Source organism: Psychrobacter pulmonis, from assembly GCF_904846465.1.
Taxonomy (GTDB): Bacteria; Pseudomonadota; Gammaproteobacteria; order Pseudomonadales; family Moraxellaceae; genus Psychrobacter; species Psychrobacter faecalis.
Genome location: NZ_CAJHAT010000001.1, coordinates 771122 through 789288 on the forward strand (window position 1 = coordinate 771122; position 18167 = coordinate 789288).

Consider the following 18167-nt stretch of genomic DNA (forward strand, 5'->3'; position numbering starts at 1 on the left):
ACCTAAATAACCGAGCTTATAATCTATTTTTTATAGCAGGTTTTTGACGCGCTACTATTAACGTTACTGATTATTTAACGATACTGGTTAATCGCCTCAAAAAGCTCATCTTTACTAAATGGTTTGGTCAAATACTCATCAGAACCAACAATGCGGCCGCGGGCTTTATCAAACAAGCCATCTTTCGATGACAACATAATCACCGGTTTGCTCGCATAATCTGGATTATTTTTTATCAAAGCACAAGTCTGATAACCATCTAAACGTGGCATCATGATATCTACAAAAATGATATCTGGATTGTTATCAACAATCTTCGCTAAGGCATCAAAACCGTCAATGGCGGTGACGACTTCGCAACCCGCTTTTTGCAATAAAGTTTCTGCGGTACGGCGAATGGTTTTTGAGTCATCGATTACCATTACTTTTAAACCATCAAAGTTATTTTCCATTATCTCTGTCCTATAAACGACTATTTATTCGGGGTACTATTTATCAATATGAACGATCACACTAAGATACTAAGTCAAGCTGGGTGACGAATACAAGGAAATAAGCCGTCATCTTAATTAGACCATTGGTATATTTCGTATAAAAATAAATAGCTAAGTTTTTACGCTAAGTATCTGCTTGTTCACTAAGCATGGTTAATAGCGCACTATCATCCGTCACTATACGCACTTTGCGGCGAATTATCTTAGCAATTTGCACGGCATTTTAAGTTTTTTGATGCTTTATGATAGTAATACTAGCTTGCGCAAACGTACCATCCAGTCATAACTGCAAATGCTTATTTTCCAATTCTTCCGCTTCCCAATTGCCCTTATAATCGTTGTTAAAATGGCGTTAAAAGCAACGTAGAATAATTAAGCAGGAAATAATTCCTTTAAAACAGCACTTTCAATATAAACTCTTTTAAAATAAGCCCTTTTGAATGGGAACCTGCACAATCGTTAATACGGTTATATTTTGGACATTATATAGAATTAGGGCACACCTTACCGAATAATTTTCTTTTGTCATAAAAATGTATCAATATATTTTATTATGTTCGTTTTAGCACAGTTATGAGCGCTTTTCCAGTCATTTAATAAATTTATGTTCAAATAAATAACTGTAAATTCATCACTCTAGCCAAATTCTCCTCATTAACTACGCTTATCCTCAACTATTTATTTTTACGTGTAATCTATCGGGTGATACCTAGTACGCTGAAATTCGTCATTCAAAATCAGTAAATAAGAGTAATCATTTCACCGCCTCATAATTCCCTATATAATAAAAATTCGTTGACAAGGGTAATCGCTATGACAGGTTTTATAGATTTAAGGAGTTTGAAGGCTAAATTTTCAAGCACCATACTTTTAGCTTTTAGCCCATTAAAAAAGGGTGCGTATCTTTTGGGCGCGATGCTGCTTATCGCCTGCCAGCCCTCCCCGCCTACGTCAGAACCTGTTACAGCTGAAAATAGCGAGGCCTTTGACACGCCCCTGCTCATACGTGCTGATAGCATTACTATGACCCCTGATCATATCCTAAGCGTCAAACCAACCCGTTATCAGCCTAGCCTTGGCTTAGAAGGTGAGATTGAGCCTATCAAACAGGTAAACCTAATTGCTGCCCAAGCACTGACGGTAGAGCAGGTGTGGGTGAAAATAAATCAACGGGTCGAAAAAGGCGCACCATTATTCACCGTTCGACGGCAAGCAGCGCCTATTGACTCAACAGAGTCATCTGAACAAGCCGATGATGAAGTAGCAACTTCCTTAGAAGTAGAAGATGAAGTAGCAGATAATAAAGGTGCGGCCACTGAACCAAAACCGTCTGCCATCAATAGTACTCAAGCGGCGCCAAAAGACTCCACTGCTAAGAATTCAGATAATATAAAACCCAGTACAGAAAAAAATAGTGAGGATGATAAAGAAAATTCTGCTAATGCAAGCCGTCACGACTTAGACAATAATCAAGCTTCTAAGCATACAGAAACGGCGAATAATTTGATAACGGTACGGGCAAGCTTCGCAGGTCATATCGAAAAGCTATACGTCGAAAGCGGCCAACAAGTAGCACCGCGTCAACCTCTTCTAAAGCTTAGCGACGGGACGGAGCTGCATTTTAGCGCAAGCTTACCAATTGAAGCCAAATCTCAAATCTCCGTTGGACAAACGGTTAACTTCACGGCGGAAGGCTTGATAGATAAATTTACCGGTCAGGTCAGTAAGCTGACAGTCACTGAGTTACCAAAGCAGCTATTGGTTTATGTCAATGTGGTTGATAATGAAGTCAGTCGCAACCAAATACGACCTGATATGCAGGTGACTGGGCGCGTTGACTACGGACAAATAGAAGTTGGAACCATTGTTCCTAAGCGCGCGCTGCACAATGTTGACCTAACCGTGCTGCACAAACCGCCTTATAAGCCGCTGCGTCCTTTGCATGCTAACGTTTGGATTATCAAACAAGACCAGCGTTTGACGCGCCAGCCCGTCGAAGTCATCGAGTATGACCCGCTGACCAAACAGTATTTAATTGCCGGTATTACCAATGACAGTTTGATTTGTTTGGCGAATTTACCGGTGGAATCTGAAGGTAAAAAGGCGGTGGTTTCATAAGCGCCAAAGCTCGTAGTTACATTGTGTAGAAACATTAACAAAGCCTATCTTGTTTAATAACATTCTGTTTAGGCAATATAGCGTAAACTAATAGAGATTACGCTTTTAGTGAGAATTAAGGGCATTGAAAATTTAGGGCGTGCTTATTTACAAAAACAGTTTTATAAAGACAGCATTGGTAGATAGGCACTTTTAAAGCAGTATTTTTAAACAGCATTTTAAACAAACTATAACAACAACTAGAGGAAAAATTATGAGTAAGCAAATTTTATTAATTGAAGACGATCCAGATTTAGCCGAATTAATCAGCGATTATCTGACCATGAACTATTATGATGTACATCATGCAGGGCTGGGTCAAGAAGGTTTGGACTTGTTAGACGCTAAAGAGCGTGACATCGATTTGGTGGTATTAGATTTGATGCTGCCTGATATGGATGGCATGCAAGTTTGCCAAAAGATACGTGGCAACAAAAACAACATGACCAATAAAGTGCCGATTATTATGCTAACGGCAAAAGGCGACACCACAGACCGTGTATTAGGTTTAGAGATGGGCGCCGATGATTATATTGCCAAACCCTTTGAGCCGCGCGAACTGCTCGCGCGTATTCGTGCCGTCATTCGTCGTCATGAACAGCCAAACCAAGCTGACAGTGAGTCTGATAGTTTAACCTTTGGGCGTTTAAGCGTTTTCCCTGACAGTCATGAAGTCACTATCGATGATCAACCAGTCCGCTTGACGACGCATCAGTTTCAGCTGCTGCATTATTTTGCTACCCACTCGGGCAAAGTATTAAACCGTGAGCAATTATGGCAAGCGATGCCAAACGATGACAGTTCGGATAACATTGATCGCGCCATTGACGTGCATATTTCGCGTCTGCGTGCTTTAATCGAAGACAATCCGCGTCAGCCAAAACGTATTATTACCGTACGCGGTGTGGGTTATCAGTTCGCCACCGATCAGGTATAGTTAGCACATGCAATCAAACGCTATTAAACTAAGCCCGTATTGCAATAAAGTTATTAAAATAACGTGAATAAAATAGTTATAAGCGTTTGATAATAGAGATGATTTAATGCAACAACTGGGTTTTCGTTCCGTATTTGCCAAACTATTTGCCAGTGTGATGCTGGCACTTATCTTATTTGCGGTAGCGATGGTGTTATTGACCCAGTTGGTACATGACAAAGACGCTGGTATTCGCTCGGAGATATTAGCCACACAAATTTTGGGCCAAATAGACCCATTTTTGCATGAGTTAAATATTGCCGTTAGCAAGGACAACCGCTTACAAGCGCGCTTTATGCTAGCGGTGGTCAAAAAGAGCTTTGACATTTTTGATGAATCATTGCAAGCAAAAATGGGGCTATATGACAATGAAGGTCATTTGCTCATGCAAAGTGACAACAGTGATTTGCCGTTAGAATTACCTGCGCCGCCCTCGCTATTGGCGCGCGTCTTTCCCTCATTTGCCGAAACCTCTCCAACCAAGCAAGCCCAAGTTTATAGTAGCACCGGTTATACGCTATTATACGAATCACGCTTGCCGCCTAAAAAACCTGTCCTCTCTGCCGCCTTAAACTTATTTACTGGTACGCTATTGCTGCTGCTTATCATGGCAGGGGTACTTTGGTGGATTGCGCGTACCATTACTTGGCGTATCAATCAGATGAGCCAACAAATGGCGCAATTGGGCGATGGCGACTTTACGGTGCGAGTCAACGCCCGCGGTAATGATGAGATTGCATCGCTTGCGCGCGGCTTTAACCAAGCAGCACAAAAAATTGAACACCTAATCAATGCCAATAATCTGCTATTGGCGCACGCCTCGCACGAGCTGCGTACGCCCATCACCCGTATTCGCTTACAGATTGAGATGATGGATATGCTGGCAGGGGCCTTGCCGAGTGATACCAAAGAAAAATTTGATAAGCGCGCCCAAGCCATCAATCGCGATTTGTCTGGATTAAATGATTTGGTCGAGAGTATTTTGCTGGTCAGTCGTTTAGATGCTGGACATGCGCTACAACAAGTTGAGCATTTGGACTTATATGATTTGGTGAACCAAGAACGCCAGCATTATCCTGAAGCAACCTTAATTGGCGAGCATATCGTCATCGATGGCCAATCGTCGATGCTGACCCATTTAATTCGCAACTTATTAACCAATGCTATGCTGCACGGCAAGCCACCCGTTACGGTATTACTTTACGGCGTACAAACGCTAGATGAAGCCGACGCTATTCCTGATTATCTTTTGCAAACCATACTGTGCAGCAGCTTTGTCGATTATAACAGCCCAGACTTTGATTATGATGAAGAAGCGCCTGATAGTAACCATGCGCTTGAAACCGATCAAAACGCCCAGCAAAATGCTGATGGCACAATTACTAACGATAATATTGTTCCTAGCGATAATAAAGCCACCTCAACGTCGACAGAAGAAGCATCGACCGCAGCGTTATTACCGGCGCCAGTGATTTATAAAAATGGTGAAAGCATCACTGCGGACGCTGAGATTGATGGCAACACGAATAGTGATAACAGCACAGATACTGATAAACCAGCGACGGCAAAAACTATTGACTCATCTAATGAGCGAAACAATGACCTAAGTAGTATCACTGGAACCGAAGCCGTTGTTGAACCGTCGTTATTACTTACCTATCAGCGCTTTACCACTGATTTGACAGAAAAAATTAAAAAAGTTATTTGGCGCGCGGTTCCTGAACAACAAGAAACATCCATCGACGACATCGATGACAAGACTATCAATAAACAGATAGAAGAAGCGGATAAAAGCGTTAGTACTGAGAAGGATGACGCCAAAAGTGCCACCAAAGACCCTAATAGAGAAAACGGTAATAAAGAAAACGGCGACACGGCAAACGCTACCCGCAAAGAAGGCATATTTAGTAAGCATCTCAAAAAGCCGAAAGCTGAGCCAACACGCCCGCTACCAAAATTTGCGGTGCTGGCGGTGATTGATGAAGGCGAAGGTATCCCCGAAAATAAACGCGAAGAAGTCTTTAGCCCCTTTGTACGCTTACAGCAAAAAAACAAAGGCTCAGGGCTTGGTTTATCGTTGGTTGCCCAGATAGTGACGGCGCACCAAGGCCGTATCATTACAGATACCATCAATGGTCATACGCGATTTTTAGTGATATTACCCGTCAAGCACGACCCTCATTATCAGCATGACAGCCGTCACTAATCTCATCAGCTAACCAGACTACAGCCAAGATTATCCGTTAATCATGGATGTCCATATCCAAAACGCTGCATAATATGCTATATTAGCGCCCCTTATTATAGGGTTATTGAAGGTTGATTTTAATTTGCGCACAAATGGCAAAAGAGCCTGCAACCGCTTCATAACCATTAAAATATTTATTAAATTTTGAGCATTCCATGAGTGACATGATTGTCTTAAACGATGTGACCAAAAGCTTTTTAAGCGACCGGTCTATAAAAGATAAAGACGGCAAGCCACATTGGTTTACTGCGGTTGAGCCGACGTCTTTAACGGTAAAACAAGGCGAAATCTTTGGTTTAATGGGTTATTCGGGCGCGGGCAAATCTACCTTGCTGCGTCTGATTAATTTACTTGAGCGCCCAGATTCCGGTCAAGTCATCATAGATGGTACCGACTTGACCACCTTATCGGCCAGTGATTTACGTATCGCCCGCCACAATATCGGTATGATTTTTCAGCAGTTTAACCTGATGTCCAACCGTACTGTCTATGATAATGTTGCCTTTAACTTAACGGTGGCAGGTTATCCGCGCGCCGATATTTATAAGCGGGTGATGGACTGCTTAGAAATCGTTGATTTGACTGACCGTGCTGGGCACTATCCTGCGCAGCTATCAGGCGGACAAAAACAGCGTGTTGGTATCGCCCGTGCGATCGCGCCTAGCCCAAAAGTATTATTGGCTGATGAGCCAACCAGTGCGCTTGATCCTTCAACCACACGCAGCTTATTGACTTGTCTGCGTGATATTAATGAGCAGCTTGGCGTCACCATTGTCATCGTCACCCATGAGATGAGCGTCATTCGTAGGCTATGCGACCGCGCTGCATTGTTACATCAAGGGCAGTTGCTCGAGGTTGCCGATATCCGCGACGGCCTGATTCAGGCCACGACCCCGATTGGCAAAGGCTTGGTTCATGAAGATTAAGAGGCAGGAGAATAGACATGTTAACTGGTGCTGAATTATCCGCCTCATTGGACAAGCTGCTCGCGCTACGTAAAGAAATTATGCAAGCGTTCGTCGATACCTTTATTATGCTGGGTATTTCGACAACGGTCGCCATCGTCATCGGCGGTCTGTTTGGGGTATTCTTATTTTTATCCAGTGATCGGCAGTTTTTGCAAAATAAAACCTTGTATGGTGTCCTTGGTGCGATCACCAACTTTATGCGCGCTTTCCCGTTTGTGATTTTGATGATTGCCATGAGTCCTTTTACCAAAGCCATCGTTGGTACGGGTATTGGACCGATTGCCGCGTCACTAGTACTGGCGATTGCCGGCTCCTTTTACTTTGCGCGTCTGGTCGAGCAAAATCTGCGTGAAGTACCACGCGGCATTATCGAAGCAACGGAATCTATGGGTGCCCGCCCCTTGACCATCATCAAAGTATTGCTTAATGAAGCGCGCTCAGGTTTGGTATTGTCCGTGACCATTTTATGTATCAGCTTACTGTCGTTTTCGGCGGCGGCGGGTATGATTGGTGGTGGGGGTTTGGGTGATTTGGCCATTCGTTACGGTTATTATCGCTATCAAACTGAGGTGATGGTCTTTATCGTTGTGATGCTATCGATTATGGTTATCGGTATTCAGGCGTCTGGTAATTGGATCGCCACCCGTTTGGATAAACGTTAAGCCAAAAATTTAGTCTTTACCCTCTCTATTATGGTGATTTCACCTTTTATTTTGAGAGGCAAAGACTGTTTAATATGAATAATACTCAAGGTTTAATGCCGATTCATCCTAAGCAAATGCTTGACTTTGTAACTGATTCCCTTTAATTTTGATACTATCTTAACAGCCTTTAACTTAGCAGCATTACTATTCATAATGTTGCTTTTTTAATGCGGATTTTTACTGTTGACATTTAATCCCTATTCCCTCCCCCTTATTAAGGAAGTTTCATGAAATTAACAGATATCAGCCGTCAACTCGCGACCGCATTGGCCACCGTTGGCGTATCAGGCCTTGTATTGGTCGGTTGTAATAACTCATCAGCGCCAGAAGCTAGCAAAGAGCCAGTCACTGAAGGTGCTACTGAATCAACGACGACAGAAACGGCAGCGGGCAACGATATCGATCCTGAACATAGCAAGATTGTGATCGGTACCACTGAAGGCGATTTTGCTGATATGGTTCGCAACCAAGTAAAAGGCTCGTTAGAAGCGCAAGGCTATGAAGTTGAGCTGGTCACCTTTACTGATTATGTGCGTCCAAACATTGCTTTAGCTGATGGCGATTTAGACATCAATGTCTTCCAGCATAAGCCTTATCTTGATACCTTTAAAAAAGAGAACAATCTTGATTTGGTTGAAGTTTTCCAAGTGCCTACTGCGCCACTTGGCATCTATACTGGTAAAAAGACCAAGCTTGACGAAGCCTACAAAGGCATGAGCGTTTCTGCGCCTAATGACCCAAGTAACTTTGCTCGTGCATTGGTCATGATGGATGAGCTTGGCTGGATCACGCTAAAAGACAATATCGATCCACTGACCGCCTCAAAAGCTGATATCGCTGATAATAGCAAATACGACATCAAAATCGTTGAGCTAGAAGCAGCCCAGCTGCCACGTGCGCGTGATGAAGTAGACTTTGCTGTTATCAATGGCAACTACGCAACCGATGCGGGTATTAAGCTGACTGAAGCGCTATTTCAAGAGCCAAGCTTCGCTTATGTCAACTGGTCTGCCATCAAAACGGCAGATAAAGATAAGAAATGGGTTAAAGACGTGACCAACGCTTATAACTCAGAGGCCTTTAAAAAGTATGCTCACGATAGCTTCCCAGGCTACAAATACCCAAAAATCTGGGGTGAGAACACTGCTACAGCCCCTGCAACCGCTGCTCCTGCAACAGATACTGCACCAGTTACCGAAGCTGCTGCTCAATAGTGAATATTAACCATTGTAAAAACGATTGGTTCGGATAAATAAAACGTTTTTACAGTTAAAATTGCCTTAATTTGAAAAAGCCCATTATTTTGAATAGTGGGCTTTTTTGCTCTTAAATTTTATTGAATGGGTACAATCAACGACTCGCAATGACGTTACAGCCTGTTTGTGGTTTGTAGGAAAGCGTCAACTACTCTTTCACTTATCCTATTTTCTTTTTATAGTGGCTAAGCTTACTAGAGAATGCACCTTAATATAGGCTTTGATTTAATAGAAATCGATGCTTAATAAAATTTAAGAAATTTATATGTCTGCTTAAATTTTCTATTAATAACGATAAGAACCATTAATAAATCACAAAAAAACAAGGATAATAATATGCGTGCTAAAACTTATAATATTCGCACCGCTGGACAAGCGAACATTCCGGTACTCGGACTGGGTACATGGCAATCAACGGGACAAGACTGTATCGATGTGGTCAGCCAAGGGCTACAAATGGGCTATGAGCATATTGATACTGCCCAAGCTTATGATAATGAAGTCGAGGTAGGAAAAGGCATTAAGCAATCAGGCGTCGCGCGTGATAAGTTCTTTTTAACGACGAAAATATTTCCTGATGACATGAAGTTTGAGCCAGAAAAACTTATCGCTGCAGCCAAGCGTTCGTTAGAAAACTTAGATACTGATTATGTTGATTTACTGCTGCTGCATTGGCCTGATGATCGCGTGCCTTTGTCTGAAACGATGCCAGCGCTTTGCGAGCTACAAAAACAAGGGCTGACTCGTAATATTGGGGTATCTAACTTTAATATCGCCAATATTATCGAGGCTAAAAAATATGCTGATGTGCCTATTTCCGTTAATCAGGTTGAGTTTCACCCCTTTATTAAGCAAAACACCCTGCAAACTTTTTTAAACAATCACCATATTTTATTAGAAGCTTACTCGCCGCTCGCGCGTGGTGATGTGTTTGATAATGAAGTGATTAAGGAAATTGCTGATAAGCACGGGATTACGCCAGCGCAAGTTTCACTAGCGTGGATTTTATCTGATAAGCAGCGTATTGCGATTCCAAAAACGTCCAATCCTGAACACTTACAAGGCAACTTAGATGCTGTCAAGGTGACGCTCAGTGCGGATGAACTCGAGAAAATTGGTAGCTTAGCGCGTAGCGATGGCCGTAAAATCAAGCATCCAGATTATTCACCAGAATGGGATGATTAGTAAGCCATAGTAAAGTAAAAATGAGAGTAAGCACAAAAAAGCCAGTGATAAAGGTCACTGGCTTTCTTATATTGAATACTTTTTATAATAACCATTACTGCTGCAAAGTATCGGTCTTATGGATTTTTTCTGCAGGATTATATTGCTCAGAAGAAGGCACTGCGCCATTGCGATTGTTTTCTTTCATCGATTTAGCAACTTCTGGCGGCATATAGTTTTCATCATGCTTAGCCAATACTTCGGCTGCAACAAAGGTGTCGCCTTGCATTTTACCCGTTGCTACCACGCCTGAGTTTTCAGCGAACAAATCTGGCAAAATACCTTGATAGGTCACGGGTACGGTTGATTCAAAGTCGGTGATCGCAAACTCCACGCTTAACGGGTCGTCTGGCGCACGTTGGACACTACCGGCAACGACCATGCCGCCAGCGCGGATTCGCTTGTCCTGCGGCGCTTCACCTTGCGCAATGGCGGTGGCGTCAAAGTAGTAATCGGTCTGTTGCCCAATGGCGTAAATCACCAATACCACGGCAATCGCCGCCCCTGCAAGCGTAAACATAACCCACATCAGTTTTTTGCGACGAACTGCGTTCATACCACTACCTCATTGATGAGTCGCTGTTTTACAAACTACGCATTTGCAAAACAAAAAATATTAAAGAAATGCTTATTGGACTGACTTAATAATACGCCCGTCCAACCGTACTTTTCTAATACCTATATGGTAGCATTTTTTGCCCAAATCAATAAGCCCCCTAGCAACCGATGCGGTCATATATTTACCAGTAAGGCATTATTATTTGATAGGCTAAAAATTTGATATTAAAAAGAATTTTTTAAGGAGAATTGTTTAGGATGGTTGTTTGGTTTTAGGATTAGGGGTCTTGGCAGCGCGCTGTGCTTGACGCGCTTGCTGAATGGATAGCTGCTTGATAAGCGCTTGGCGTTGACGGCGACTATAAATAATAAAAATCAGCATCACGCCGACCGTAATTGCCCAGCATGACCAGACAAACACACCATGCTCACCCATGGCAATAAACTCAGAGACGCTATAAAAGTAAGGCTGCATTTTATTTCCCTAGCCGTTATTTGCTTGGTTTATGGTTGTATTTTAGGATTATTTATTTTGGCTACGAACGTATTCTTTGACCCATGCTTTGCCTTGGTCGCGATATAAAATCAGGGTATTGGTCCGATAAATGGCCAATGAGGCGACCAGTAAATAACTACCAATAATCATCAGTAGTAAAGGCAGCCACATATCTGCCGACATTTTTGGTGCCGCCGTCAGGGTAAAGGTTGAACCTTGGTGCAAGGTATTCCACCACTGTACTGAGTATTTGATAATCGGCAAATTCACTGCGCCAACGATGGACAAAATAGCCGCCGCTTTACCGCGATTGGCGGTATGCTCAAAGGCGGCAAATAATGCCATTACCCCAGCATATAAAAACGCCAAAATAAGCATAGACGTCAAGCGTGCATCCCAAACCCAGTACGTACCCCACGTGGGCTTTGCCCAAATAGAACCGGTCAGCAAGCTAATCACACAAAGCAAAAACCCCATCGGCGCCAGCGCTTGTGCGACAAGGCTTGCCGTCTTAATCTTCCAAACCAGATAAATCACGCCGAGTACGGCTAAAGCAAAATAAATCGAGATAGCAAGGCTGGCAGCGGGCACGTGAATAAAGATAATACGGTAGCTATTACCTTGTAGATAATCAGGCGGCGCAAATGCCAAGCCCCAAACGCTACCGATGAGCAAGCAGAGGCCAGCTAATATCGCCAGCCACTTAACCCAAGGCGCAAAAATACGGAAAAACTGCTTGGTACCCACAGTGGTCAAAAAGACCTGCCAAATGCGTTGCCACAGGCTAGGAGATGAGACATTATTCAGGTTGGGCATGGGAATAAACCTATTGCGCAGCTGGTGATTATCGAGTAAAACGCATGATTCATACGCCTACCCGCTAACTTGCTGACGTTAAACGCTGGATAGAATCTACACGTGATTATTTGTTGAATAGCCTATTATAGCAAAGTTGCCAGTTTTCATCATGCTGTTAAGATAAAGGGCTTTCATCAGAAAAGGTATATAGTCGATACTAAATGAAATGGATAGGCAATACTATGCCGCGTGACTGGTGCAAATTTTTCTTGCTTGCTGTGCCTACGCCGACAGAGGCGACGAAAAATTTATCCCAGCCCCGCTGCCTCTTTTTAATATTGACCTGAATATAACATGCCAGCATTGATTGTTAATTTAACCATGCCATTTTTAAGGTCAGGGCAATCACCCATGGCATCACCAGTACCGAAATGATGCTACCTGCTAATAATAACGCTAAAATCGGCAAGCCGTTGAGACCTGTGGCAAATAAATCAACCGCACCAGTAGCAAAAATCAATACCGGCAACTGCATCGGTAAGGCAATTAAAGGCACCAGCACCGCACCGTTTTTTAGTGATAACGTCAAACTACTGGCAACCGCTGAAAGCATTAATAACATTGGACTGCCAGTGATAATAGATGCCATCAATATCCATGCCTCAAACCAGCTAAGCTGAAATAAAGGCACAGCAAGCAAACTTAATGCCGCCACAATACCGCTACTAAAAATCCAGTGAATAACCAAACGAATCAGCACCCATAATGGCAGCGATGCTTTAGCGACGACCAATTGTGCCAGCGTACCATTATCAAAGGCAGGCTTAAATAAACCATCGACACCCATTACCAATGACAATAGAGCGGCAATCCAAACTGCGGACACCCCAAGGCGCAGCAGTAAAGCAGGTTCGCTGCCAACCGCTAACGGAAACAAGGTGATAATCACTAAAAACAATACCAGAGGATATAACCACTGCACCGCGCCTTGCTGCTTCACCTGCCATTCGCGGCGCCAAAGCTGCATAAAACTGATACCGCGTGCAGCAGCTGTATTAGCATTTGAAGTGTTAGCATTCGAGCTTGTATTCACGGTTTTTACTGCACTGTCTGTGTCTATCATTTATTGGCTCTTCCACTCATGCTTGTCGCACTTATATTGACGCTTGTTGCAGTTAGATTGATGTTCATGGCAGTTATATTGATAGCATTTACACCATATAATCGGACAAATCGAGCACTTGATTGGCAACGCCGACGGCTTGGTGACTGGTCATTAGTATCGCACCGCCAGCCGTAGCAAATTCGCGCAACCTATCTTCCATGCGTGCTACCATATCGACGTCAAGCGCGGTAAATGGCTCATCGAGTAGCCATAAAGGCGTGACCTCAGGTGTTAATAAGTAAAGCCGTGCAAGGGTAATGCGCCGTGTTTGCCCCGCAGACAAATGGCTTGAGCTGATGGTCTCAAACCCTTGTAACCCTACCCACGTAAGGGCGTCATCGATATCAGCTGTACTTGGGCTAATGCCATATAAATTAAGCAAAAAAGTGAGGTTTTGGGCGACCGTCAAGTTTGGATGAATACCCAACTGGTGCGACACGTATAAAGGCTGCTCGGGCAAACTTATTGCTCCTTGATAAATAACTTCACCGCTCAGCACGGGCAATAATCCAGCCAATTGCATCAGTAGCGTCGTTTTACCCGTACCATTAGCACCGACTAAATGACAAATGCTGCCCGTAGCAAGATTGAGCGTCACGCCTTCACATAAAGGGATCTCACCGCGCTGAACCGTTAGCTTATCAAGCGCAAGTAAAGCTGTATTCAGAGCCGTCATCCAAACCTCTCATTTATTTATTAAGCAGCAGGCAATATTCATCACAAACACCGCTGACGTTCGTGGCATAATACCTTATGCTTACTTTAACCCCACAGTATAACAAATTGTCGATTACTATGACCTCAAAACCTACGCAGACTTCAAAAGATAGCCAAAATTTAGACACTCAAAGTGCTACGAGCACCAACCTAACGCTCGACAGCTTAATCGAGGCGCAAGTTGCCTTTATGCAGCAATGGCTGCATGCGCAAGCCCAGCCGTTAACAACACAGGCTTGGCAGTGGTTTGGCGAGCAGCCATTAAGCAAATATATCAGCAGCGATGATTTACAACACCTTATTAATGGTTGGTTTCTTAAGCAGCCGCTAAGCGAGGTAGTACGACGCGATATTCGTGATATTTTGCATACTATTATTTATCATCCGGTTAATGATAATGTACCTTTATCAGAATTAGTCGATGACAGCCAAGTTGAGATTTTAGCCAGCTATGTCGGCAGTCATGAAGAGCAGCGTAATATCTTGGTGCATACGCTGGTTGGCAATGAAACCTTTGCTGATTTATTGACGCAAACGCTGTATCACGCTATCAACGACTTTATGGAAACCACGCTAGATAAAGCGGGCCCTGCTGGCAAACTGATGAAGCTTGGGCGCAGCTCGTTTGAAAAAGCGACCAATCGCAATCTTGATGAAAAATTGCAGACCTACCTGCATCGCAATATTAAAGATTTAACACGTCGAGCAGAAGCCAATGCTCAAGCGCATTTATCCAACGAAGAGGTTGCGCGCTTATTGGTCAGCGGTTGGGGACGCATCAAAGAAAAACCAATCAGCGAAATCCAAACTTATCTACGCGATGAGCCAAACGATAGCAGTATCGCCCATATTGAAAACAGCATCCAACAAAGCTATAACCGTCTGCGCCTATCGCCTTATTTGCACAGCCTTGTGGCAGCGAGCGTCGATACTTGGTATAGCAACCATCAGGATGATAGCATGGCCACTATTGCGGTAAGTTTACACGTCGATGAGCAGGCAATAACGCAATTGAGTACTGCCCTGCTCCCTGTCATCACGGACGCTCTTGAAAGCTCATGGTTTACGGCGCATATAACAGAGATGCTGCAAGCGTTTTACGCCCAGCCGAGTATCAAAGCAGGACTGGTATTTGGCAGCAATTAATCTGATGTTGTAGCGTACGGTTTTCTCTAAACTTTTATTATCCACCCTTTATTAGTCAGCTATTATCTATGAGCCAATCTTCTAAACTCAGCTTATGGCAAAGAATCAAGCAGTTGCTTAGTATGGCAACTGAACAGGCTACTATTCACGACACGAAGATTGATAACGACTTGGACTCGGACTTGAGTTCAGATTCAAGTCTGACAAAACAGGATAAAAAGAACGCTTATCTTTTAGAAAATGAAGGTGATAGTAATAAAGATAATGGTATAGAAAGCTGTCTTAAAGACGCTAAAGGTAATAAAAACGATGATACGGATATTAGCGGCTCTAGCCCTGACTTAAACCATAATGTGAACTGTAGCGCAAACCACAGCGTTGATAACCACGTTGATAATCACTTCGATGAGGTTATTTATAGCAGCCTTAGTAGCAATCTTGATAGTCGCTTAGATAGCAGCACTGATACTGATACTGACGCTTATTTTGATTTTGATAATGACATCGACAGCATGACGCAGCAAAATGCGCTCAATGACACTCCCATTGTCAATTATCTTAAGCAGTATTTTGACGAGCAACAATGGCATTATAACCATTATCGACCCAAAAGCAGTGACAGCGACAATAATGACAGCCAGCAATCACACTATTTGTCTTTTAGAATGCGTAATAAAAAGCTTGATTGCGGCTATCTGTTTCGCGTGCAAGAACATAACAACCTATTGGCCGTCTATGGTATCTTGCCGTTCTTAATACCCGAAAGCCATCAAAGTGCTGCGATGTTACTGATTACCCAAATCAATTACGACATGCTGATTGGTAACCTCGAAATGGATATCAATGATGGCGAAATACGCTACAAAAACGCCATCGATGTCGAAGCGGTCGGTATGGATGAAAGTACCATTGAGCACTTATTACAAAGCGTCATCGCGATGACCACGGTGACTTATGAGATATTTAGTGAATTGGTCAACAATCAAAATCCTGCTACAGAGTTGCAAGAGCTATTGATGGCGCTATATCGACAAGAGGATGCGCGCACCTTTTTCTTACCCACGCAATTTGTTCAGTAATCCATTGCGCAAACTCAGTATTTGTCGCTCTTACAATTACTCACCAACCCCCTACATTCAAAACGCTTAAATCTCTCTATTCTTTTACCTTCTGTTCTTAAATTACTTTTTAAAAGACATACGTTAATACTATGCTAAAAATTGCTTACTCGGACATTTTTCGTTATTCCGTACCCGAAAAACACCGCTTCCCCATGCAAAAATATACCATGATTCCTGAGCGCTTACTGGCCGAAGGAACCATCACTAGCGATAATTTCTTTGCCCCAAAACGTCTAAGCGAAGAGGAAATTTCAACCACGCATACTGCGGATTATTGGCAGCAGCTTAAGACCCAAACCTTACCCCGTAAAGAAGCGCGCGCCATTGGTTTTGAGATGACGCCAGAGTTGGTAGAGCGTGGTCGTTATATTGCCCATGCCACCTATGAATGTGCGTTATATGCGCAGCAATATGGCGTGGCAATGAATGTTGCGGGCGGCACTCATCATGCCTTTGCCGATCATGGCGAAGGATTTTGCGTTTTTAATGATGTTTGTATCGCCAGCAATTTATTATTAAATCGTGGACAGGCACAACGAATTTTAATCGTGGATTTGGACGTGCATCAAGGTAATGGCAACGCCAGTATCATGGCGGATGAGCCGCGCGTTTTTGTTTTTAGCATGCATGGCGCAAAAAACTACCCTTTTCGCAAACAAGTATCAGACTTAGATATTGAGCTGGATAATGATACGGCTGATACAGAGTATTTACAGATATTAGAGGATACGCTGCCACGCTTAATCCATGAGTTTGCACCGGATATGATGTTCTATCAATCTGCGGTCGATGTATTGGCAACCGATAAATTGGGCAAACTTAGCCTGACGCTAGAGGGTTGTAAGGCGCGTGATGCTTTTGTCCTACAACAAGCTAAAGCGGCCAATATTCCCGTTGCTATCGTCATGGGCGGCGGCTATTCAGAAGATATTGAAGACGTAGTTGAGGCGCACTGTAATACGTTTCGTTTGGCGCAGCAGCTGTTTTTTGCAGAATTGATTGAGTAGTGGGTAGCGTTCAGCGCAAGGAAAGATAAGAAAAGTAACGCGACAAAAGTAGTAAAGGTAGTGAGGTTATAAATGGCAAAAATATTGATTGGTGTAGGAGTCTTGCTGGTTATTATCGGCGTTATTTGGCTGCTGTTTCCAAATGCCTTTTCATGGATAGGCAATATGCCAGGCGATATCAAACACACCTCAGGCAATACTCGAGTTTACTTTCCAGTGGTCACTATGATAATCATCAGTGTCGTCGCCACCATCTTGTTAAATTTATTTAATCGCTAAACTTGTTTAAGCGTTAAGTTTATAGCAACGCTGTTATGCCTTGCCAACCAACTCGAATACCGAGAACAGTAAGAATCAATAAGATAAGCTGACGAAAGCGGGCTTGCGGTAAATAGCGACGCAAGCGAATCCCAACCAACAACGCAGCGATAGATAATATACTCAGTAACGCAATCAGCTGCCACTCATTAGCACTTAGCGCCATGATAGGTTCACGCAGGACAATGATTTGGGCAATTTTACCCAAGAAATAGCACATGTTGCCGACTTTGGCGATGGTGTTTTTATCGTTACTGGCGGACAATAAATACATCATGAGTATGGTGGACATGGCATTGGTCGCACCGCCAATAATACCAGCGCTAAACCCGACGATAATCAACACAGGCTTGGTATTGGGCAGACGGATTTGCTTACCGAGCAAGTTACTGCTGACATAAAAGCCAATCACCGCAGCTAATACCAATAGAATATATGCGCTATCGACCCACAGCAGTAGCTTGGCACCAAGCATACTACCGAGCAGACTGGTCAATGCCAATAACCAATAGCGCCTACCGTAATGGATGAAATTTTGCCAAATACTGCGCCCGCCACCTGCCAGCCAAGTCATGGCATTGAGCAATAACGACGGAAAAATTACCAAGACAATCGCATGGGGTAACGGATAAATACTGGCAAGCGCGGTGGTGGTTACTAACGTCACACCCAGTCCACTAATACCGTGCAGCAATGACGCTAAGGCAAAAATTGCCAGTAGCAATAACGTCTGGGTACTATCGCTATCCATCATATTCGTCATATGAGTCATAGAAACTTATAACCTAATAACGATAGTGATGATAGATATCGG

Annotated in this window: 18 protein-coding genes; 11 read left to right on the forward strand and 7 right to left on the reverse strand. The window is 43.3% G+C overall.

Annotated elements, in window-relative coordinates:
* Positions 1-74 precede the first annotated feature (74 nt).
* Complete coding sequence (pilG, locus tag JMX70_RS03310; RefSeq protein WP_045453505.1) at positions 75-452, reverse strand: twitching motility response regulator PilG; 378 nt, start codon at positions 450-452, stop codon at positions 75-77.
* Positions 453-1409: 957 nt separating this feature from the next.
* Here pilG and JMX70_RS03315 point away from each other — a divergent pair.
* From JMX70_RS03315 to JMX70_RS03345, 7 genes are all read left to right on the forward strand, one after another.
* Complete coding sequence (locus JMX70_RS03315; protein ID WP_227671159.1) at positions 1410-2612, forward strand: efflux RND transporter periplasmic adaptor subunit; 1203 nt, start codon at positions 1410-1412, stop codon at positions 2610-2612.
* 253 nt (positions 2613-2865) lie between these two features.
* The gene (locus tag JMX70_RS03320; protein ID WP_144296730.1) at positions 2866-3588 is read left to right on the forward strand and encodes a response regulator transcription factor; all 723 of its coding nucleotides are present in this window, start codon (positions 2866-2868) and stop codon (positions 3586-3588) included.
* Between the two features lie 106 nt (positions 3589-3694).
* On the forward strand, positions 3695-5833 hold the full coding sequence (locus JMX70_RS03325) for a sensor histidine kinase (RefSeq protein WP_201589496.1): 2139 nt from the start codon (positions 3695-3697) through the stop codon (positions 5831-5833).
* 197 nt (positions 5834-6030) lie between these two features.
* Positions 6031-6801, forward strand: coding sequence for a methionine ABC transporter ATP-binding protein (locus tag JMX70_RS03330; protein ID WP_068403535.1), 771 nt, complete (start codon positions 6031-6033; stop codon positions 6799-6801).
* Between the two features lie 17 nt (positions 6802-6818).
* Positions 6819-7505, forward strand: a complete 687-nt coding sequence (locus JMX70_RS03335; RefSeq protein WP_201589498.1) for a methionine ABC transporter permease — start codon at positions 6819-6821, stop codon at positions 7503-7505.
* A gap of 269 nt (positions 7506-7774) precedes the next feature.
* Positions 7775-8761 (forward strand): MetQ/NlpA family ABC transporter substrate-binding protein, encoded by a 987-nt coding sequence (locus JMX70_RS03340; RefSeq protein WP_201589500.1) that lies wholly within the window; start codon positions 7775-7777, stop codon positions 8759-8761.
* Between the two features lie 378 nt (positions 8762-9139).
* On the forward strand, positions 9140-9988 hold the full coding sequence (locus JMX70_RS03345; RefSeq protein ID WP_200661776.1) for an aldo/keto reductase: 849 nt from the start codon (positions 9140-9142) through the stop codon (positions 9986-9988).
* Between the two features lie 94 nt (positions 9989-10082).
* Here the strand turns inward: JMX70_RS03345 and ccmE are convergent, their stop codons facing one another.
* From ccmE to ccmA, 5 genes are all read right to left on the reverse strand, one after another.
* On the reverse strand, positions 10083-10583 hold the full coding sequence (ccmE, locus tag JMX70_RS03350) for a cytochrome c maturation protein CcmE (RefSeq protein ID WP_144297831.1): 501 nt from the start codon (positions 10581-10583) through the stop codon (positions 10083-10085).
* A gap of 255 nt (positions 10584-10838) precedes the next feature.
* A complete protein-coding gene (gene ccmD / locus JMX70_RS03355) occupies positions 10839-11060 on the reverse strand; it encodes a heme exporter protein CcmD (RefSeq protein WP_200661775.1) in 222 nt (73 codons plus the stop codon).
* Between the two features lie 48 nt (positions 11061-11108).
* Positions 11109-11897, reverse strand: a complete 789-nt coding sequence (gene ccmC / locus JMX70_RS03360) for a heme ABC transporter permease CcmC (protein WP_144297829.1) — start codon at positions 11895-11897, stop codon at positions 11109-11111.
* Positions 11898-12249: 352 nt separating this feature from the next.
* Positions 12250-12906: a heme exporter protein CcmB gene (locus JMX70_RS03365; protein ID WP_190295544.1), complete on the reverse strand. Its 657-nt coding sequence runs from the start codon at positions 12904-12906 to the stop codon at positions 12250-12252.
* Between the two features lie 184 nt (positions 12907-13090).
* Positions 13091-13720, reverse strand: coding sequence for a heme ABC exporter ATP-binding protein CcmA (gene ccmA / locus JMX70_RS03370; RefSeq protein WP_191690309.1), 630 nt, complete (start codon positions 13718-13720; stop codon positions 13091-13093).
* A gap of 77 nt (positions 13721-13797) precedes the next feature.
* On the opposite strand from ccmA, the gene JMX70_RS03375 reads away from it, so the two are divergent.
* The 4 genes from JMX70_RS03375 to JMX70_RS03390 all read left to right on the forward strand — a co-directional run bounded on the left by JMX70_RS03375 (position 13798) and on the right by JMX70_RS03390 (position 17314).
* On the forward strand, positions 13798-14907 hold the full coding sequence (locus JMX70_RS03375) for a hypothetical protein (RefSeq protein WP_227671149.1): 1110 nt from the start codon (positions 13798-13800) through the stop codon (positions 14905-14907).
* Positions 14908-14975: 68 nt separating this feature from the next.
* Positions 14976-15986 (forward strand): YbjN domain-containing protein, encoded by a 1011-nt coding sequence (locus tag JMX70_RS03380; protein WP_201589502.1) that lies wholly within the window; start codon positions 14976-14978, stop codon positions 15984-15986.
* A 131-nt stretch (positions 15987-16117) separates the two neighbouring features.
* Positions 16118-17035, forward strand: a complete 918-nt coding sequence (locus JMX70_RS03385) for a histone deacetylase family protein (protein ID WP_201589505.1) — start codon at positions 16118-16120, stop codon at positions 17033-17035.
* A 72-nt stretch (positions 17036-17107) separates the two neighbouring features.
* Complete coding sequence (locus JMX70_RS03390; protein ID WP_191690303.1) at positions 17108-17314, forward strand: DUF2905 domain-containing protein; 207 nt, start codon at positions 17108-17110, stop codon at positions 17312-17314.
* Positions 17315-17333: 19 nt separating this feature from the next.
* Here JMX70_RS03390 and JMX70_RS03395 read toward each other — a convergent pair whose 3' ends face one another.
* Positions 17334-18116 (reverse strand): sulfite exporter TauE/SafE family protein, encoded by a 783-nt coding sequence (locus JMX70_RS03395; RefSeq protein WP_144297833.1) that lies wholly within the window; start codon positions 18114-18116, stop codon positions 17334-17336.
* Positions 18117-18167: the final 51 nt, after the last annotated feature.

What these genes read in the sequence shown, in the direction of transcription:
- pilG (WP_045453505.1), bottom strand. Translation starts at nt 452, where the DNA reads ATGGAAAATAACTTTGATGGTTTAAAAGTAATGGTAATCGATGACTCA.
- JMX70_RS03315 (WP_227671159.1), top strand. Translation starts at nt 1,410, where the DNA reads ATGCTGCTTATCGCCTGCCAGCCCTCCCCGCCTACGTCAGAACCTGTT.
- JMX70_RS03320 (WP_144296730.1), top strand. Translation starts at nt 2,866, where the DNA reads ATGAGTAAGCAAATTTTATTAATTGAAGACGATCCAGATTTAGCCGAA.
- JMX70_RS03325 (WP_201589496.1), top strand. Translation starts at nt 3,695, where the DNA reads ATGCAACAACTGGGTTTTCGTTCCGTATTTGCCAAACTATTTGCCAGT.
- JMX70_RS03330 (WP_068403535.1), top strand. Translation starts at nt 6,031, where the DNA reads ATGAGTGACATGATTGTCTTAAACGATGTGACCAAAAGCTTTTTAAGC.
- JMX70_RS03335 (WP_201589498.1), top strand. Translation starts at nt 6,819, where the DNA reads ATGTTAACTGGTGCTGAATTATCCGCCTCATTGGACAAGCTGCTCGCG.
- JMX70_RS03340 (WP_201589500.1), top strand. Translation starts at nt 7,775, where the DNA reads ATGAAATTAACAGATATCAGCCGTCAACTCGCGACCGCATTGGCCACC.
- JMX70_RS03345 (WP_200661776.1), top strand. Translation starts at nt 9,140, where the DNA reads ATGCGTGCTAAAACTTATAATATTCGCACCGCTGGACAAGCGAACATT.
- ccmE (WP_144297831.1), bottom strand. Translation starts at nt 10,583, where the DNA reads ATGAACGCAGTTCGTCGCAAAAAACTGATGTGGGTTATGTTTACGCTT.
- ccmD (WP_200661775.1), bottom strand. Translation starts at nt 11,060, where the DNA reads ATGCAGCCTTACTTTTATAGCGTCTCTGAGTTTATTGCCATGGGTGAG.
- ccmC (WP_144297829.1), bottom strand. Translation starts at nt 11,897, where the DNA reads ATGCCCAACCTGAATAATGTCTCATCTCCTAGCCTGTGGCAACGCATT.
- JMX70_RS03365 (WP_190295544.1), bottom strand. Translation starts at nt 12,906, where the DNA reads ATGCAGCTTTGGCGCCGCGAATGGCAGGTGAAGCAGCAAGGCGCGGTG.
- ccmA (WP_191690309.1), bottom strand. Translation starts at nt 13,720, where the DNA reads ATGACGGCTCTGAATACAGCTTTACTTGCGCTTGATAAGCTAACGGTT.
- JMX70_RS03375 (WP_227671149.1), top strand. Translation starts at nt 13,798, where the DNA reads ATGCTTACTTTAACCCCACAGTATAACAAATTGTCGATTACTATGACC.
- JMX70_RS03380 (WP_201589502.1), top strand. Translation starts at nt 14,976, where the DNA reads ATGAGCCAATCTTCTAAACTCAGCTTATGGCAAAGAATCAAGCAGTTG.
- JMX70_RS03385 (WP_201589505.1), top strand. Translation starts at nt 16,118, where the DNA reads ATGCTAAAAATTGCTTACTCGGACATTTTTCGTTATTCCGTACCCGAA.
- JMX70_RS03390 (WP_191690303.1), top strand. Translation starts at nt 17,108, where the DNA reads ATGGCAAAAATATTGATTGGTGTAGGAGTCTTGCTGGTTATTATCGGC.
- JMX70_RS03395 (WP_144297833.1), bottom strand. Translation starts at nt 18,116, where the DNA reads ATGACGAATATGATGGATAGCGATAGTACCCAGACGTTATTGCTACTG.